The sequence below is a fragment of the Solibacillus sp. NPDC093137 genome, from assembly GCF_050280445.1.
Lineage (GTDB): Bacteria > Bacillota > Bacilli > Bacillales_A > Planococcaceae > Solibacillus > Solibacillus isronensis_B.
Map to the genome: position 1 here is coordinate 168,274 of NZ_JBNNVH010000001.1, position 18,057 is coordinate 186,330.

At 39.4% G+C, this 18,057-nt stretch carries 16 protein-coding genes; 14 read left to right on the forward strand and 2 right to left on the reverse strand.

What is annotated here, in order from left to right; all coding sequences use genetic code 11:
• Positions 1-7: 7 nt before the first annotated feature.
• Entirely contained in the window at positions 8-901 is an 894-nt protein-coding gene (locus tag ACQKN3_RS00795) for a TetR/AcrR family transcriptional regulator (RefSeq protein ID WP_251686546.1), read from the reverse strand.
• Between the two features lie 230 nt (positions 902-1,131).
• Here ACQKN3_RS00795 and ACQKN3_RS00800 point away from each other — a divergent pair, with 230 nt between their 5' ends.
• A complete protein-coding gene (locus tag ACQKN3_RS00800) occupies positions 1,132-2,655 on the forward strand; it encodes a DHA2 family efflux MFS transporter permease subunit (RefSeq protein WP_427708718.1) in 1,524 nt (507 codons plus the stop codon).
• Positions 2,656-2,752: 97 nt separating this feature from the next.
• Positions 2,753-3,124, forward strand: a complete 372-nt coding sequence (locus ACQKN3_RS00805) for a VOC family protein (protein WP_427708720.1) — start codon at positions 2,753-2,755, stop codon at positions 3,122-3,124.
• Positions 3,125-3,161: 37 nt separating this feature from the next.
• Here the strand turns inward: ACQKN3_RS00805 and rnhC are convergent, their stop codons facing one another.
• Positions 3,162-4,091 (reverse strand): ribonuclease HIII, encoded by a 930-nt coding sequence (gene rnhC, locus ACQKN3_RS00810; RefSeq protein ID WP_427708722.1) that lies wholly within the window; start codon positions 4,089-4,091, stop codon positions 3,162-3,164.
• 261 nt (positions 4,092-4,352) lie between these two features.
• Here rnhC and zapA point away from each other — a divergent pair, with 261 nt between their 5' ends.
• The 12 genes from zapA to uvrC all read left to right on the forward strand — a co-directional run bounded on the left by zapA (position 4,353) and on the right by uvrC (position 18,030).
• Complete coding sequence (zapA, locus tag ACQKN3_RS00815) at positions 4,353-4,613, forward strand: cell division protein ZapA (protein ID WP_008405018.1); 261 nt, start codon at positions 4,353-4,355, stop codon at positions 4,611-4,613.
• Positions 4,614-4,618: 5 nt separating this feature from the next.
• Positions 4,619-5,158 (forward strand): CvpA family protein, encoded by a 540-nt coding sequence (locus tag ACQKN3_RS00820; RefSeq protein ID WP_251686550.1) that lies wholly within the window; start codon positions 4,619-4,621, stop codon positions 5,156-5,158.
• Positions 5,159-5,373: 215 nt separating this feature from the next.
• On the forward strand, positions 5,374-7,083 hold the full coding sequence (gene polX, locus ACQKN3_RS00825) for a DNA polymerase/3'-5' exonuclease PolX (protein ID WP_427708725.1): 1,710 nt from the start codon (positions 5,374-5,376) through the stop codon (positions 7,081-7,083).
• Between the two features lie 109 nt (positions 7,084-7,192).
• Entirely contained in the window at positions 7,193-9,559 is a 2,367-nt protein-coding gene (locus ACQKN3_RS00830; protein WP_427708727.1) for an endonuclease MutS2, read from the forward strand.
• A gap of 70 nt (positions 9,560-9,629) precedes the next feature.
• A complete protein-coding gene (locus ACQKN3_RS00835; protein ID WP_251686553.1) occupies positions 9,630-10,043 on the forward strand; it encodes a DUF350 domain-containing protein in 414 nt (137 codons plus the stop codon).
• Between the two features lie 426 nt (positions 10,044-10,469).
• Complete coding sequence (locus ACQKN3_RS00840) at positions 10,470-12,161, forward strand: long-chain-fatty-acid--CoA ligase (protein WP_427708729.1); 1,692 nt, start codon at positions 10,470-10,472, stop codon at positions 12,159-12,161.
• A 104-nt stretch (positions 12,162-12,265) separates the two neighbouring features.
• A complete protein-coding gene (locus tag ACQKN3_RS00845) occupies positions 12,266-12,847 on the forward strand; it encodes a TetR/AcrR family transcriptional regulator (RefSeq protein WP_079528268.1) in 582 nt (193 codons plus the stop codon).
• 14 nt (positions 12,848-12,861) lie between these two features.
• Entirely contained in the window at positions 12,862-13,635 is a 774-nt protein-coding gene (locus ACQKN3_RS00850; protein WP_427708731.1) for an enoyl-CoA hydratase, read from the forward strand.
• A gap of 61 nt (positions 13,636-13,696) precedes the next feature.
• The gene (locus tag ACQKN3_RS00855; protein ID WP_008405030.1) at positions 13,697-14,470 is read left to right on the forward strand and encodes an electron transfer flavoprotein subunit beta/FixA family protein; all 774 of its coding nucleotides are present in this window, start codon (positions 13,697-13,699) and stop codon (positions 14,468-14,470) included.
• A 56-nt stretch (positions 14,471-14,526) separates the two neighbouring features.
• Positions 14,527-15,504 carry an electron transfer flavoprotein subunit alpha/FixB family protein gene (locus ACQKN3_RS00860; RefSeq protein ID WP_251686557.1) on the forward strand — a complete coding sequence of 326 codons (978 nt, stop codon included), beginning with the start codon at positions 14,527-14,529 and terminating at the stop codon, positions 15,502-15,504.
• 285 nt (positions 15,505-15,789) lie between these two features.
• Positions 15,790-16,104 carry a thioredoxin gene (gene trxA / locus ACQKN3_RS00865; RefSeq protein WP_079528262.1) on the forward strand — a complete coding sequence of 105 codons (315 nt, stop codon included), beginning with the start codon at positions 15,790-15,792 and terminating at the stop codon, positions 16,102-16,104.
• A gap of 135 nt (positions 16,105-16,239) precedes the next feature.
• The gene (uvrC, locus tag ACQKN3_RS00870; RefSeq protein WP_427708734.1) at positions 16,240-18,030 is read left to right on the forward strand and encodes an excinuclease ABC subunit UvrC; all 1,791 of its coding nucleotides are present in this window, start codon (positions 16,240-16,242) and stop codon (positions 18,028-18,030) included.
• Positions 18,031-18,057: the final 27 nt, after the last annotated feature.

Genomic DNA, 18,057 nt, shown 5'->3' on the forward strand with positions numbered 1-18,057 from the left:
ATACGAGTTACTTCTTGTCCCCGTTTTTGATAAAGTACCATAATAAATTTGCAAGTTCGACATTTTCCCCGGCATGCGGTGTGTTTGCAAAAGCTTCACGGAAAGGTTTAAGCAAAGTTTCGATAACAGCAAGACGTAACTCATTACGCTGCAGTTCATCCAGAATACTTTCAGTGAATTGAGCCCCTACCTCATTGTCAGTATCCAGTTTTAACTGGTCAAGGAATCCTTGGACCTTTTCGATTAAATCGTTCTTTGTAATCGACTGGTAAATTTTTTTCTCTTCGACAAGTTGAAGGGCATCCTGTGTAATGAGGATTTCACCATTTTCCAACATAATTGGATAAATTGCTTTAACGTTACGTAATGCAATTCGCAAAATTTTCTTTTGGTCGATCATTTCACTGTAGAAGAGACGGTGGGAATAGGTTAAATGGTGAACCATCGCAAAATATAAAATGGCAAGCTCAAGAGAATAAGGGCGGACTTCCTCGCCAAAAATATCTGTGAAACGATTGGATACCCACTCGATTTCCAATTGGCGATAGCGTTCCAATAATTGACGGAGCTCCTTGTCATTTGATTGAAAGATATTTTCGAACACGGATACTAAGTTTTGCTTTTTATTAATTTGCATAAGAACGAGAATTTGTTCCAATAATAAGTTTTCATCGGTAATATCTTGATTTAGCAGCATTTCGTGGCGTAATAAGCTTGCTTCGTATCGGGTCTGCTCCATAATCGATATAAAACATTCCACTTTAGATGAGAAATAATTATAAAATGTCCCTTTTGAAATAAGCGCTTTGTCTAAAATGTCCTGTATTGATGTTTCATGAAAGCCCTTTTCGATAAAAAGCTGCAATGCACTATCAAGTACCTGTCTTTTTCGTTGATTCATGAACTTCCTCCATAACAATTAAAACGATTTGCTGTGCATATAACGTAATAAAAGTGAGTTTTTTTGTACTGTATACACTAAATTGTACTCTCATTCTACTGTTTAAAGCGTGTATTCGCAATGTTTTTAGACTGCGAGTATAAAATTGTTGAATTAAATGGACTCTGAGTATAAAATAGTTCGAGTACAGAAATAGGAAGATTAAAAGATTGAGGAAGGGAAATAAAATTATGGAACAGACACAAGATGTAAAAACATTTAAAAAACCCCCGTATTTAATGATAGCCGTATTATTTGTCGGGGCGTTTGTAGCATTTTTAAATAACACATTATTAAACGTAGCATTACCGTCTATTATGACTGCTTTTGATATTAAAGATTATTCGACAGTACAATGGTTAGCGACAGGCTATATGCTTGTAAGTGGGGTATTGGTTCCTGCTTCGGCGTACTTAATTACAAAATTCAGAACACGACCTTTATTCATTATATCAATGACGATTTTCGTTATTGGTACGGCATTGGCCTCATTTGCACCTAGCTTCAGTTTTTTATTGGCAGGTCGTATGATTCAGGCTGCTGGTGCAGCAACAATGGCACCGGTTTTAATGAACGTAATGCTTATTAGCTTCCCTGTTGAAAAACGCGGGCAGGCAATGGGGATGTTCGGGTTAGTTATGGTACTGGCACCAGCAATTGGACCAACACTATCTGGGTATATTGTGGAACATTACGACTGGAGCGTTCTTTTCAAAATGATTCTTCCAATTGCCGTTTTATCACTTTTACTGGCAGTTTGGAAACTGGAGGATGTCCTTCCTAACCGAGATGCTAAAATCGATATACTTTCAATTGGATTGTCTACAATCGGTTTTGGCGGATTATTATACGGCTTCAGTACAGCTAGTTCAGCTGGCTGGTCAGCAGTAGAAGTTTGGGGAACAATTACTGTAGGGGCAATTGGTTTAGCATGGTTTATCATTCGCCAATTCCGTTTAGAGCAGCCGTTGCTAGATTTACGTATTTACACATACCCTTCATACGCATTAGCTTCTGTCGTATCAATGGTATTATCAGTAGCGATGTTCTCAGGGATGATTTTAACACCTGCTTATGTGCAGAATGTTCGCGGAATCGAACCGTTTGAAGCAGGATTAATGATGTTGCCAGGTGCAATTGTAATGGGGATTATGTCGCCAATTACAGGAAAATTATTCGACCGGTTTGGGCCACGTATTTTGGCTGTTATCGGCTTAACGATTACAACATTAGCAACTGTTGGATTAGGTTATCTTGAAGCTGATTCATCTTATTTATTTATTATTTCAGTTTATACAATTCGTATGTTTGGTATTTCCATGGTTATGATGCCGATTATGACAAACGGTTTAAATGCTTTGCCGAACCGTTTAAATCCGCACGGTACAGCGATGAACAATACTGCTCAGCAAGTAGCAGGTGCAATTGGTACAGCTGTTTTAGTAACAATTTTCAACTCGCATACAAAAACACGTGCAGCAGAAATTGCAGCAGATATGCAAGCGAATGCTTCATCTGCAGTACAACCGACTGCTGAGAAAATCGCCCAAGCCCAAGCACAAGTAATGCAACAGGCCATGCTGGACGGAATTACGTACAGTTTCTTCGTAGCAGCAGGGATTACAGTGGTAGCATTAGTGTTAGCTTTATTTATTAAACGCGTTGATGTGACGAAACGTGAAGATTATACGGGACCAGTTCCTGAAAAGAAATAAAATGATTGTAACGGCAGGTGTTTTCTATTCCTGCCGTTTTTTTTATTTGTTATACTTGGGTAAAGTAAAGTACGCTGTATAAAAAGGAGTTCGAAAAATGATTGAACAATTAGGGCAAGTTATGTTGTATGTAGAAGACCAGGAACAGTCAAAAAAGTTTTGGACTGAAAAATTAGGATTTACTGTAATTTCCGACATCAATAACGGCATGCGAATTATTACGGTTGCACCAAAAGATGAAGCGCAAACAAGCATTGTATTGCATGATAAAAAGAAAATAGAAGAAATGTCTCCAGAATTGAATTTATCTACGCCTTCACTAATGTTTTATGCACAAAATTTAGAGGAACTGTATGAAGATTTTAAAGCAAAGGGAATTACGGTTGGGGAGTTCATGAAGATGCCTTTCGGGAAAGTGTTCAACTTTGCCGATGAAGAGGAAAATTATTTTGCAGTAATGGAAAAATAGAAAAGGAGCTGTGCCAATAATGGCGGCAGCTCCTTTTCTATTTTCTCTTTTGCAGAAGTTTACGTGCTTTTTCGGTATTGGCAAAATGCCATTTCGTCATAGAACGAAGTGTCTCTTCGCCATGCTTTCGCCAAATTTTAGCGGCCATTTCATCGACTTTGCCGCTCGCTCCTTTTTGAAGAGGGAACCCTGTCACTTTTGCAAGACGATCCATTTCTTTAAGAAATGCATAACGTGCCAATATCGAGGCAGTAGCAACAGCTACATGCAGATTTTCGGCTTTAGTCGAGAACAGAACATTTTGGCGGACAATTTCTTTTTCATTTTTAATGTGATTATAGTAAATTCCGCGCTCTGCAAATTGGTCGATTAAAATATATTGCGGGGCTTCGGGTGCTATTTTTGTCAATACATGCTTTAATGCCTGATTGTGCAGCAGCGCTTTTATTTTTCCCTGCGAGTACCCGCGTGCCTGAATTGCATTGTATTTATCATTGCGCAGCGTCAAAATACTGTGAACGCACACCTTCATTAAATCCGGAGCAATTTGTCGCATATAGTCATCAGTCAATTGTTTGGAATCCTTCACACCTAGTTCCTGGACGAGCGCTATTTTATCTGCGGGTACATAGACAGCAGCTACAGTTACAGGACCAAAGTAATCGCCTGTTCCGGTTTCATCTGAACCTAAAACAGATAATGTTGCAAAATTGTCCGGGAGTGTATCACCTTTCGTGGAGGCAATTTTAGCCGTTGGAGCACCAGCTTGCCCCCAGCGTGCTGCTTCACGTTCTGCACCAGCCCCTTGAAACATAACTTTTCCTGATTTATATGCAGTAATAGCTGTATCGGCAAGCTTTACCGCAAAAATAACACCAGGAGCCTTTCGTTCAATAAGAGCGTCTTTATAGAAATGTTGAATTGATTGCTGTTGTTCAGCACTGCAAAGTAAAACGATATTTGTCATAATCGATCCTTTCAAAAACAATGTATTACTATGTAGTATAGCTTTTTGAATAAAAAAGGGGAACTTACATATGTATGCTTCTTTCACAGGAACATTCGGGACATGGTGTTGCGATAGTGAAATTGGAAATGTTATGATGTACAATAGGAAAATGGCATCGTTATATAATAGAATCAATCAGGTTTGCTTTCAATCTTTTATTGGGCAAAAACGAAGAAAGTTTTTTCGTTACTGTTCACTTATTTTTCTGGAGGGATTATTTTGGCTGAGCAAGAAAAGAATCGCATTTCCGTAGAGATATATGGTAATACATATAAAATGGTAGGAACAGAATCATCGGTCCATATGCGTCTTGTTGCTTCATTAGTGGACGACAAAATGCGGGAAATCAGTGCCCATAATCCATCTTTAGATACAGCGAAGCTAGCTGTATTAACAGCCGTTAATTCTGTGCACGATTATCTATTATTAAAAGAACAATTTGAAAAACTAGAAATACAATTGAAACATTTGAAGGGTTGACATACATGTTGGATTTAATTATTATCGCAGTCTTTATCATTAGTCTTATAGTTGGAGCGAAACGAGGGTTCGTTGTTCAGCTTATTAATATCGGAAGTTTTATTGTTGCCCTCATTGTAGCGATTATTTATTATAAGCCGCTAGCAGAAAAATTTGTTTTATGGATTCCGTATCCTGGCTTTACAGAAGGTTCAACAATGACGCTCGTTCTGGATTCACTCGATGTTGACCGTACTTTTTATCGCGTCTTTGCGTTTGCCATTATTTTCTTTGCAGTAAAGATTGCCCTCCAAATTGTCGGGTCAATGTTTGATTTTTTAACGTATTTACCTGTATTGAGTTCGTTAAACTATGTATTAGGTGCAGTTCTTGGATTTATTGAAATGTATCTTGTACTATTTATTGGACTGTATGTTGTGGCATTACTGCCGGTGGAATCGATTCAAACATTCATCGACAGCTCAATTTTGGCAGGACTCATACTTGAGCATACACCGCTTATTACGAGCATGTTCCAAAATTGGTGGTATATACAAAAGAATTAACTTATTTCAGCGGGTGTCCTAAATTCGGAAAAGGGGTTATTAAAAAAAGAAGTCAACCTAAAAGCATCGCATTATGCTAATACAGCTGACTTATCCGCGCACCGTAGATATTTAGCCGGTTCAGGACACCATTATGCCGAGGCGTAATTGATTTGAAAATCATGCGAATGCTTCTCTCGATTTTCGGGAGGAGCTTTTTTAAAGGAGAGATAATGATGAACAAAAAAATTATTATTCGTACATTGGAAAAAATCGGGTTATATATGGAACTGCAGGCAGAAAATCCATTTAAAGTATCCGCCTTTCGAAAAGCGGCAGCGGCTCTCGAAGCAGATGAGCGGAGTCTAAGCGAAATCGATGATATTACAGCAATTAAAGGGATCGGTAAAGGAACAGCAGCGGTTATTACGGAACTGATGGAAATCGGAGAATCGACTGTATTGAAAGAGCTTGAGGCAATCGTACCGAAAGGGCTTATTCCGTTGATGAAACTACCGGGATTAGGTGGTAAAAAGCTTGCCAAATTGTATCAGGAACTGAACATAGTTGATGCGGCCACATTAAAGGCAGCTTGTGAGGCAGGTCAAGTAAGGGGACTTGCAGGATTTGCGGCAAAAACAGAGGAAAAAATTTTAAAAGAGCTTGAAACATTTGGTTCCCGCGCGGAACGTTTACCTATTTGGCAGCTCGAGCCTGTCGTATTGGAGATTAACGAGCTTTTGGCAAGTTTACCTGAAGTGGAGCTGTTCTCGGTTGCAGGGAGCTTCCGACGCGTTGCAGAAACGAGTAAAGATGTTGATTTCATCATAGCAACAAAGGAATATGAAGTTGTACGTGAAGCGATTTTAACGCGACTCGCAATATTAGAAACCGTTGCAGCAGGGGATACAAAAGTATCTGTCATATTGGACCGTGAAGAACCGGTAAGTGTGGATTTCCGTTTAGTGACTCGGGAAGAATTTGCAACAGCACTTCATCATTTCACCGGATCGAAGGACCATAATGTACGCATGCGTCAGCTTGCTAAATCTATGGGGAAGAAAATCAGTGAATATGGTGTCGAGCAAGAAGACGGTACTGTCGTAACATTTGAGTCGGAAGAAGCGTTTTTTGCGCATTTCAACTTACCATTTATTCCGCCGACTGTGCGTGAAAGCGGGAAAGAGCTGGATCGTCTGAACGAGCTAAGCGGGTTAGTGAAGCTGAAAGATATCGTAGCGGATCTTCATATGCATACAACTTGGTCAGATGGCGCGCATTCAGTTAGCGAGATGGGGCAAGCTTTAATGGATATCGGATATTCACATGCAGTCATTACCGATCACTCTCAATATTTAAAAGTGGCAAATGGATTAACACCTGAACGACTTGAGCAGCAAAAGCTTGATATTTATGCATTTAACGAAGCAAATCCAAGTTTCCGACTGTACAGAGGTACGGAAATGGATATTCTGCCTGATGGAACATTAGACTTTGGTGATGATGTTTTAAAAGAACTGGATTTTGTTATTGCATCGATTCATTCAAGTTTTACACAATCGCAGGACAAAATTATGGCGCGCTTAAAAACAGCGGTAGAAAATCCGTACGTCCATATGATTGCTCACCCGACAGGACGTATCATCGGGCAGCGCGGAGGCTATGACCCGGACGTACCGTTATTGATCGAATGGGCAGCAGAATATGGTAAAATATTGGAACTCAATGCTAATCCGTACCGCCTGGACTTAAGCATCGAATATTTGATGCTGGCAATGGAGAAAAATGTACCAATCGCCATCAATACAGACGCCCATGCAATTGACCAATTGCGCTTTATGGACATCGGTGTCAAATACGCACAAAAAGCATGGCTGAAAAAAGACCTGATCGTCAACACATGGTCAAAAGAAAAGTTCGAAGCATTTATTGCGAAAAATAAATGATTAATTGTTGATAAAGCGAGTTGATTGGAAAGCGTCCAACCCGGAATGGAAATCAACTCCATAGTACAGGTGTACTAAAAAATAAAGAAAAGTAATAGGAGGTGTTCTCATGATCGAACAACGAGCATTGAAAACACTAGAATTTCATAAAGTACGTGAGCAAGTAGCGGCATTTTGTACAAACTCTATCGGTAAACAAGCGATCGATGAACTTGTACCGGAAACGGATTACGATACAGTTGTAGAACTTTTGGAAGAAATGGACGAAGGACTCGCGATTTTGCGTGTGAAAGGCAATGTACCTTTGGGCGGTATTTTCGATGTACGTCCACATGCACGACGCTCACAAATCGGCGGTATGCTCAGCCCGATGGAATTAATGGAAATCGCAAGCACAATACGAGCAAGCCGAATTTTACGAAATTTCATTGAAGATATCGAATCAGAAAAGACAATTGAAATCCCGCACTTTATCGAACGTAAAGAACAAATGCCTGTCTTGACGGCATTGCAGCACGAAATTAATGATTGTATCGATGATAATGGTACGGTGCTTGATTCAGCGAGTCCTGCATTACGCTCAATTCGCCAGTCCTTGCGTTCAGAAGAATCTAAAGTGCGTCAAAAGCTGGAAAGTCTCACACGTGGTTCGAATGCAACAAAAATGCTGTCTGACGCGATTATTACTATTCGTAATGACCGCTTCGTAATCCCAGTTAAACAAGAGTATCGTTCACATTATGGTGGAATCATCCACGACCAGTCAGCTTCAGGTCAAACATTGTTTATCGAGCCTGATGCAGTGATTCAAGCGAACAATGAAGTGCAGCGTCTTAAAGTGAAAGAAAAGGCTGAAATCGAGCGCATTTTATCCGAGCTAACATTAAAGGTACAGGAAGTCGGTCATGAAATATTTGTTCTTGTGCAGTTACTTGGAGAATTGGATGTTATTTTAGCAAAAGGGAAATACGGACAAGCAAATAAATGCACAATGCCAAAAATGAATAAAGAAGGTTATACACGACTAGTACGTGCACGACATCCGCTATTGCCAATTGAAGAAGCAGTTGCAAACACGATTGAATTTGGACGAGATGTAACAGCTATTGTTATTACTGGACCAAACACAGGCGGTAAAACAGTAACATTGAAAACAGTGGGACTGTGTACAATCATGGCACAGTGCGGACTGCCTGTTCCGGCACTAGATGGTTCTGAATTGGGTGTGTTTGAGCAAATTTTTGCTGATATTGGTGATGAACAGTCCATTGAACAGTCATTATCAACTTTCTCTTCTCATATGGTGAATATAGTAGACATTTTAAGCAAATTTAATGAAAAATCGTTAATTTTATTTGATGAGCTTGGCGCAGGTACCGATCCGCAGGAAGGTGCGGCACTCGCAATTGCTATATTGGATGAAACAGTTGATCGCGGTGCGCGTGTTATGGCAACTTCTCACTATCCGGAGTTGAAGGCATATGGCTATAACCGTCCATCTGTTGTCAACGCGAGTGTAGAATTCGATATTGAAACACTTAGCCCTACTTATCGATTACTGATCGGGGTGCCAGGTCGCTCGAATGCATTTGAAATTTCCAAACGTCTTGGATTAAGTTCAAATGTAATTGACCATGCAAAATCCTTTACGGGTACTGACCGTCATGAAGTAGAGTCTATGATTGCTTCACTTGAAGAAAGCCGATTACGATCTGAACGTGAAGCGGACGAAGCTCACCTTTTACTGGAGGACGCACAAAAAATCCGGGCAGAGCTGGAAGAACGTCTTCGTATTTATGATGAGAAAAAGGAAAACCTGGAGAAAAAAGCGAAAGATAAGGCTCGTAAAATTGTCGATGAGGCGAAGAAAGAAGCGGAATCGATTATTACAGAGTTGAGAAAAATGAAAGAAAATGCCGCATTATCGGTGAAAGAGCATGAGTTAATCGATGCGAAAAAGCGTTTAGATAATGCAGCACCGATTGATAACAATAAAGTGCTTCAAAAGGCTGTCGCTGCCCGTGAGCGTAAGCAAAATCTGCAAGTGGGCGATGAAGTGAAGGTATTAAGCTACGGTCAAAAAGGTTCACTCCTGCAAAAAGCAGGAAATGAGTGGGTTGTTCAAATCGGTATTTTGAAAATGAAACTGCCTGAATCAGATTTAGAGTATTTGAAACCAGAAAAAGAGCAGGCTACTCGTCCGATGATGAATGTGAAAAACCGCAACAGCGTTGTAAAACTTGAACTTGATTTACGTGGAGAACGATATGAAGAAGCACTTATTCGCACAGAAAAATATTTAGATGATGCGTTATTAGCGAACTATCCGCGTGTATCGATTATTCACGGTAAAGGGACTGGTGCATTACGCCAAGGGATTCAAAGCTTCCTGAAAAATCATAAGCGTGTTAAATCATACCGATATGGTGAAGCGGGCGAAGGCGGATTCGGTGTTACAGTCGTAGAACTAAAATAGTTGTTGCTCCTTTTAAATTATGCGCTAATATTAAACATAGAAAGAAAATAATTAAAGGGGGTAAAATGGATTGCTAGGATCAAACTTTTGGCACCATCCTCTCGTAGAAACTGCAGGCTATTTTAGTGTGGTAGTCCTTTGCCTATTCGTATCGATGATTTTATTTGAGGTCGTAACAAAGTATAAAAATTGGGATGAAATAAAAAAGGGAAATGTCGCGGTCGCTTTAGCTACTGGAGGAAAAATTTTAGGCGTCTGTAATATTTTCAGATATTCAATTAATCAGCATACATCATTTATTGAAATGCTCGGTTGGGGTTTGTTCGGTTTTACGTTATTAATTTTTGCCTATTTTTTATTTGAGTTTTTAACACCGAGATTTAATGTGGATGAGGAGATTGCTGCTGACAACCGTTCAGTTGGATTTATCTCATTTACAATTTCTCTTGGTTTGTCATTTGTTATCGGAGCAAGTATTTCATAGGAGCATACACATGGAAACATTATCGAAAATCTTACTCGTCGTCTGTTTCATTTTTCTTGCAGTCGGCATTTACTACATGATGACACTCTAAACATAAAAGCAAATGAACTAGCATTTAGTTAGTTCATTTGCTTTTTTCATTAGCTGAGCAGATTTATATCAATCGAATAAAATAAACTTTTAGGACCGTTAACAAAAAATATTTAAACTATTTAATACTTTATTGAAAAAGTATATTTCCATACTAAACGAATAGTCCTATATGTTTTAAATACAATAATACTATAAAAGTCAAAATAAATAACGAGAAAATATATGCATGAACGAGAATATAATGTGTATATCTATGAAAATAGTTTGAAACCATTTCCAATTTTCATTATAATGATGTAAACAAGTAAAGCTTTATCGAAGGGGAGGAGTTTTATGACAGAAAAGGTTTGGTTGGCAAGCTATCCGAAGGAAGTACCACATTCTATTGAGCTGCCGGAAATTCCTGTACACCAGTTTTTAACACAAGCATTTGAGTCAATGCCTAATAAAGTGGCAATTCACTTCATGGGGCGCGAGCTTACGTACAAAGAGCTTTATGAATCGGCGTTGAAGTTTGCGAACTACCTGCATTCTCTAGGGGTGGAGAAGGGGGATCGAGTTGCAATTATGCTGCCGAACTGTCCGCAAGCAGTCATCGCCTATTATGGTACGATGTATGCCGGTGGGGTTGTCGTACAGACGAATCCGCTTTATACAGAACGGGAGCTGCAATATCAGATGGCGGATTCCGGAGCAAAAGTAATATTAGTAATGGATATTTTATATCCAAGAGCAATGAAAATATTATATGAGACAAATATTGAAAATGTCATCGTTACAGGAATTAAAGATTATTTGCCATTCCCGAAAAATTTAGTGTATCCGTTCATCCAAAAGAAACAGTACGGTTTTAGTGTAAGGGTGGAACATAGCGGAACGAATCACCTGTTCACGGAAATCATGAAAATGGCCAAAACCGATAAAATCGAGCAAGAATTTGATTTTGAAAATGACTTAGCATTATTGCAATACACTGGCGGGACAACAGGTTACCCGAAAGGTGTTATGTTAACGCATAAAAACCTGATTGCAAATACATTAATGTGTGATGCATGGATGTATAAATGTAAAAAAGGTGAAGAGACAATTTTAGGCATACTTCCATTCTTCCATGTATATGGTATGACAACTGTATTAATTTTATCTGTCATGCAGCAAGGCAAGATGGTATTACTTCCGAAATTTGATGCAGAGCAAGCGTTGAAAACGATTGATAAACAAAAACCAACTTTATTCCCCGGCGCCCCAACAATGTATATTGGCTTGTTGAATCACCCGGATTTAGCAAAATATGATCTATCGTCAATTAAAGCGTGTTTAAGCGGTTCGGCTGCATTACCACTGGAAGTTCAGGAAAAGTTTGAAGAATTGACAGGCGGTCGTTTAGTAGAAGGATACGGTTTAACCGAAACTTCTCCGGTTACACATGCCAATCCAATTTGGGACCACCGTATCAACGGTTCGATCGGTTTACCTTGGCCGAATACAGAAGCGGTTATTTTACGTTCAGGTGAAGCAGAAGTATTGCCTGTAGGAGAAATTGGTGAAATAGCGGTAAAAGGACCACAAGTTATGAAGGGCTACTGGAATCGTCCTGAAGAAACAGCAATGACATTTGCAGATGGCTGGTTTTTAACGGGTGATTTAGGTTATATGGATGAAAAGGGTTATTTCTATGTTGTTGACCGCAAAAAGGATATGATTATTGCAGGCGGATTTAATATTTATCCGCGTGAAGTAGAAGAAGTGCTGTATGAGCATGAGGCGATTCAGGAATGTGTCGTAGCCGGTATACCGGATCCGTATCGTGGAGAAACCGTAAAGGCATATATTGTTCTTAAAGAGGGTAAAACTGTTACAGAAAAAGAGCTGAACGAGTATTGCCGTAAAAACCTAGCTGCTTATAAAGTGCCGCGTATCTATGAATTCCGTCAAGAGCTGCCGAAAACAGCAGTCGGGAAAATTTTACGTCGTACGCTTATTGAAGAAGAAAAACAGAAAATGGCACAACAAGAAGCAAAATAATTAATTGTTTAGCAAACTATTGACAGAATGCAGAACAAACTATAATATGAAAACATGAATGAATGGTCATTCATGTTTTCATATTTTTTTTGGTGGTGATCTGCTTGAAACGAAACAAACCCAAATATATGCAAATAGTAGACGCAGCAGTCATTGCTATCGCAGAAAACGGCTATCATCAAGCCCAAGTATCAAAAATAGCAAAACAAGCTGGGGTTGCTGATGGTACAATCTACTTATATTTCAAAAACAAAGAAGATATTTTAATTTCTGTATTTCAGGAAAAAATGGGTATATTCGTAGAGAATTTACAGGCTATAATAAAAAGTGGGGAAACTGCTTCAGATAAGTTATGTAAAATGATCGAAAATCATTTCCATGTTCTATCAAGTGATCGCCACTTGGCAACTGTAACTCAGCTTGAGCTACGGCAATCGAATAAAGAAATTAGACTGAAAATTAATTCTATTCTAAAAGAATACTTGATTTTACTGGATCAAATTCTAATCGAAGGTATGCTAAATGGTGAATTCAACCAGACGATGGATGTTCGTATTGCGAGACAAATGGTGTTTGGTACCATTGACGAAATTACGACAACTTGGGTAATGAATGAAAATCGATATGATTTATTAGAGCAAGCTCCGAAAGTAAAGCAATTACTGCTAAACGCACTTAAAGCATAAAGGGGATGTAGAGGATGGAGTTTCTAAGTTGGAAAGTAGAAGGAGGGGTCGCAATTGCAACGATTTCAAGACCACCAGCAAATGCACTTTCACAAGGCTTGATCCAAGATGTGAATGCACTTTTAGACGCTGTAGAAGAAGATGAAAATGTACGTGTCATCGTCTTGCATGGCGAAGGACGTTTCTTCTCTGCAGGTGCGGATATTAAAGAGTTTACGAGCGTACAGTCAGGAGAAGCATTTACTGGGTTGGCAAAAAATGGACAAGATGTTTTCGAACGTATCGAAACATTCAGTAAACCGGTTATTGCCGCGATCCACGGTGCAGCATTAGGCGGCGGCTTGGAACTTGCAATGGGATGCCATATGCGCTTTGTAACTGCATCGGCAAAATTAGGCTTACCAGAGCTTTCATTAGGCTTAATACCAGGATTTGCAGGAACACAGCGATTACCACGATATGTTGGTGTAGCAAAAGCAGCGGAAATGATGTTTACAAGCGACCCGATTTCGGGGACTGAAGCTGTTGAATGGGGATTAGCAAACCGTGCTTTTTCCGATGAAGAGCTGATGGCTGAAACATTGAAAATCGCTCAAAAAATTGCGAAAAAATCACCAATTGCTCTTAAAGCAGCGATCCAAATGCTGAATTACTCGAAACCATCATCTTATTATGAGGGAGTAAATGCTGAAGCAAACAGCTTCGGTGAAGTATTTGTTTCTGAAGATGCTAAAGAAGGAATCCAAGCATTTATTGAAAAACGTGAGCCAGTATTTACTGGCAAATAAAAAATGTATTCTTCCCTGTTTTTCGGGATTAAAATTAAAAAGCTTTTAGGAGGTCTAGATTATGAATATTTTTGTATTAGTAAAGCGTACTTTTGACACAGAAGAAAAAATCGTCGTATCCGGCGGTAAAATTCAAGAAGATGGTGCAGAATTCATCATCAACCCATATGATGAGTACGCAATTGAAGAAGCAATTCAAAAGCGCGACGCATTAGGCGGTAAAGTAACAGTTGTGACAATCGGTGGCGAAGATGCAGAAAAGCAATTACGTACAGCTTTAGCAATGGGTGCCGATGAAGCGGTATTGATTAATACAGAAGATGATTTAGATGAGCTTGACCAGTATTCTTCAGCTTATATTTTAGCGGAATATTTAAAAGACAAAGAAGCAGATTTAATTTTAGCAGGAAATGTAGCGATCGATGGTGGTTCAGGACAAGTTGGCCCGCGCTTAGCAGACCTTCTGGGCATTAACTACGTAACAACAATTACTTCATTGGAAATCGACGGCACGAACGTTAAGATTGTGCGTGATATCGAAGGGGACGCTGAAGTATTAGAAACATCTTTACCATTATTAGTAACAGCTCAACAAGGTTTAAACGAGCCACGTTACCCATCTTTACCAGGTATTATGAAAGCGAAGAAAAAACCGCTTGCAGAACTGGAATTGGATGATTTAGATATCGATGAAGACGATGTTGAAGTAAAAGTAGAAACAGTTGAAATTTACTTACCGCCACAAAAAGCGGCTGGTCGTGTATTAGAAGGCGACCTTTCTGCACAGGTAAAAGAATTAGTAAACTTACTTCATAACGAAGCAAAAGTAGTCTAATAGAAGTCAACTAGAGTACGGAAATTTTTACGAAGATGGTAATGGAGGGATATTCTATGTCAAAGAAAGTTTTAGTGTTAGGTGAGGTTCGAGAAGGGAGCTTACGTAACGTTTCATTCGAAGCAATTGCAGCAGGTTTACAAATCGCTGACGGCGGTGAAGTAGTAGGTTTATTAGTAGGGGATGCAGTAGCTGGGTTAACGCAGGAATTAATCGCATATGGAGCGAGTCGTGTTATTACAGTAGAACATCCGCACTTGAAAAACTATACATCTGACGGATACAGCCAAGCAATTTTAGCAGTAATAGAACAAGAAAATCCAGAAGCAATCGTTTTCGGTCATACTTCATTAGGTAAAGACTTATCACCAAAAATTGCTTCACGTTTACAATCCGGTTTAATTTCAGATGTTACGGAAATTCAGGGTGCTGGCGATGATACAGTATTCGTCCGCCCAATCTATTCTGGTAAAGCATTTGAAAAAGTAAAAATCAAAGATGGTATTATTTTTGCGACAATCCGTCCAAACAATATTCCACCATTAGTAAAAGACGATTCTCGTACTGGTGAAGTATCATCAGTATCAGTTGATATTACAAATTTACGTACAATCATCAAAGAAGTTGTGCGCAAATCTACTGAAGGTGTAGACCTTTCAGAAGCGAAAGTAGTAGTTGCAGGTGGTCGTGGTGTTAAATCTGAAGAAGGTTTTGAGCCATTAAAAGAGCTTGCTAATTTACTAGGTGGAGCAGTTGGCGCATCTCGTGGTGCTTGTGACGCTGAATATTGCGATTACTCATTACAAATCGGCCAAACTGGTAAAGTTGTAACACCTGACCTATATATCGCAGCGGGGATTTCTGGTGCGATTCAGCATTTAGCTGGTATGTCGAACTCAAAAGTGATCGTTGCGATCAACAAAGATCCGGAAGCAAATATCTTTAAAGTAGCAGACTACGGTATTGTTGGAGACTTATTCGAAGTAGTGCCAATGTTAATCGAAGAGTTTAAAGCACTTAAAGTAAATGCATAAAAAGCGATTAAGGGCTTCCTTCTTTTGAAGGGAGCCCTTTTTAATTTCCAAAGTGCTGTGGTATGGATGGTGCGAATGGTGATGGATTTCGTATAAAGCTTTAAAATGTTTAAATAAAGGATATAAGTATTCTTAAAACCTCAAAAAATGCTAATAAGTATCTATACGGCATCAGATACAACCGCTAAATTTGAGGTGTATTTATATTCCCAAGCATTTTACTACTGTTTAATTGGGAAAACATGCTATACTACAACCATATGTTATTTAAGGAGGCTATTTAATATGGCAATTGTACACGCGACAGATCAAACTTTCCCACAAGAAATTTCAAACGGCACAGTTTTAGTAGACTTTTGGGCTACTTGGTGCGGACCATGTAAAATGATCGCTCCAGTTCTTGAAGAATTAGATACAGAAATCGGTAACGATGTTAAAATCGTGAAAGTGGATGTTGATAACAACCAAGTTACTGCTGCAGAATACCAAATCATGTCAATTCCTTCATTACTATTATTCGTAGATGGTGAAGTAAAAGCAAAAACTGCTGGCTTCATGCCAAAAGAAGCGTTAATTGATTTCATTAACGACAACAAATAATTAAACCTCTGGCCACTCATATGACCAAGGAATAATTGATATGTTGAAAGCCGTATGCCATACAAGGTGTACGGCTTTTTTCTTATACCTTAATCAGTTAAACTATAGGAAAGGACATATTAGACAGGTGAGAATATGAATGCAATCATTAAAGCAAAACTAGAAATACTACCGAATGAATCAGGTTGCTATATTATGAAAGACCGTCAAGGCACGATTATTTACGTTGGTAAGGCTAAAGTATTGAAAAATCGAGTGCGTTCTTACTTTACGGGAAGTCATGACGGTAAAACTGCGAGACTAGTTAGTGAGATTGAAGACTTCGAGTATATTGTGACTTCAAGTGATTTGGAAGCTCTTATACTGGAGCTGAATCTAATTAAGCTTCATGATCCGAAATATAATGTGAAACTAACGGATGATAAAACGTATCCTTATATAAAAATAACGAATGAACGATACCCACGTATTATTACGACAAGAAAAGTGAAGAAGGATAAAGCAAAATATTTCGGTCCGTATCCGAATGCCTATGCGGCAAACGAAACGCGGAAATTACTGGACCGATTGTATCCGCTTCGTAAATGTACACATCTGCCTAACCAGGTCTGTCTGTACTATCACTTAGGTCAATGTTTGGCACCGTGTGTAAAAGATATTGAAAAACAAGTGTATGACGAAATGATTGATGAGATTTCGAAGTTTTTAAACGGGGGCGTTGAAGAAATACAACAAGACCTTCAGCAAAAAATGATGGATGCTGCCGAAAATCTGGAGTTTGAGCGGGCAAAGGAATTCCGGGATTTGATTGCTCATATCGATCAAATTATGGAAAAGCAAAAAATCGTCACGGATGATTTGAGCAACCGGGATGTATTTGGCTATGCAGTAGAAAAAGGCTGGATGTGTGTCCAGGTGTTTTTCGTGCGTCAAGGCAAACTCATTGAGCGGGATGTCTCGATTTTCCCGATTTATAATGAGCCGGAAGAGGAATTTTTAACATTCGTCGGCCGTTTTTACGAACAGCCGCATCATTTATTGCCAAAGGAAATTTTTGTGCCAAAGTCGATTGACGAAACAATTTTACAAAAACTGCTGGATGTGAAGGTGCTGACACCGAAGCGCGGTTCCAAAAAAGAGCTTGTTGATCTAGCAATGAAAAACGCTGAAATCGCCATTCATGAGAAGTTCCAATTGATTGAACGTCAAGAAGAGCGGACAGTCGGGGCTTGTGAAGCACTTGCTGAAGCGATGCAAATTCCATTGCCGCTTAGAATAGAGGCGTTTGATAACAGTCATATGCACGGTGCGGATCCGGTTTCGGCGATGGTTGTTTTTATAGACGGGAAGCCTGCGAAAAAGGAATACCGGAAATATAAAACAAGGGAAGCGGCCAAACATGATGACTATGGTGCGATGCAGGAAGTTATTCGACGTCGTTACACACGTGTACTGCGGGAAAATCTGCCATTGCCTGATCTGATTCTTATCGACGGAGGAAAAGGACAAATGGAAGTCGCACGTGAAGTCATTGAAGACGAGCTTGGGTTAGTCATTCCGATAGCAGGATTGGCTAAAGACGAAAAGCACAATACGTCCCAGCTATTATTTGGTACGCCTCCGGAAGTTGTCCCATTAAAGCGAACAAGTGACGGTTTCTATTTATTGCAGCGCATTCAAGATGAGGTACACCGATTTGCGATTACGTTTTTACGTCAGCAACATCAGACGAATGCCATCACTTCAGTTCTTGATGGGATTGAAGGTGTAGGTCCGAAGCGGAAGCAGCAACTCATGAAGTATTTTGGATCAGTAAAAAAAATCCGCGAGGCAAGCGAATTGCAGCTGCAGGAGTCCGGTGTGCCGGCAAAGCTGGCGGATGTCATATATCGGCATTTTCATGAAGCACCATTGAATAAAGAATAATGGTGTGCTAATATATAAGACAATTCA

Excerpts from the sequence above, each read along its gene's own strand:
- uvrC (WP_427708734.1), top strand. The coding sequence starts at position 16,240 with ATGAATGCAATCATTAAAGCAAAACTAGAAATACTACCGAATGAATCA.
- trxA (WP_079528262.1), top strand. The coding sequence starts at position 15,790 with ATGGCAATTGTACACGCGACAGATCAAACTTTCCCACAAGAAATTTCA.
- ACQKN3_RS00850 (WP_427708731.1), top strand. The coding sequence starts at position 12,862 with ATGGAGTTTCTAAGTTGGAAAGTAGAAGGAGGGGTCGCAATTGCAACG.
- ACQKN3_RS00830 (WP_427708727.1), top strand. The coding sequence starts at position 7,193 with ATGATCGAACAACGAGCATTGAAAACACTAGAATTTCATAAAGTACGT.
- ACQKN3_RS00795 (WP_251686546.1), bottom strand. The coding sequence starts at position 901 with ATGAATCAACGAAAAAGACAGGTACTTGATAGTGCATTGCAGCTTTTT.
- ACQKN3_RS00800 (WP_427708718.1), top strand. The coding sequence starts at position 1,132 with ATGGAACAGACACAAGATGTAAAAACATTTAAAAAACCCCCGTATTTA.
- ACQKN3_RS00820 (WP_251686550.1), top strand. The coding sequence starts at position 4,619 with ATGTTGGATTTAATTATTATCGCAGTCTTTATCATTAGTCTTATAGTT.
- ACQKN3_RS00805 (WP_427708720.1), top strand. The coding sequence starts at position 2,753 with ATGATTGAACAATTAGGGCAAGTTATGTTGTATGTAGAAGACCAGGAA.
- ACQKN3_RS00860 (WP_251686557.1), top strand. The coding sequence starts at position 14,527 with ATGTCAAAGAAAGTTTTAGTGTTAGGTGAGGTTCGAGAAGGGAGCTTA.
- rnhC (WP_427708722.1), bottom strand. The coding sequence starts at position 4,091 with ATGACAAATATCGTTTTACTTTGCAGTGCTGAACAACAGCAATCAATT.
- ACQKN3_RS00855 (WP_008405030.1), top strand. The coding sequence starts at position 13,697 with ATGAATATTTTTGTATTAGTAAAGCGTACTTTTGACACAGAAGAAAAA.
- polX (WP_427708725.1), top strand. The coding sequence starts at position 5,374 with ATGAACAAAAAAATTATTATTCGTACATTGGAAAAAATCGGGTTATAT.
- ACQKN3_RS00840 (WP_427708729.1), top strand. The coding sequence starts at position 10,470 with ATGACAGAAAAGGTTTGGTTGGCAAGCTATCCGAAGGAAGTACCACAT.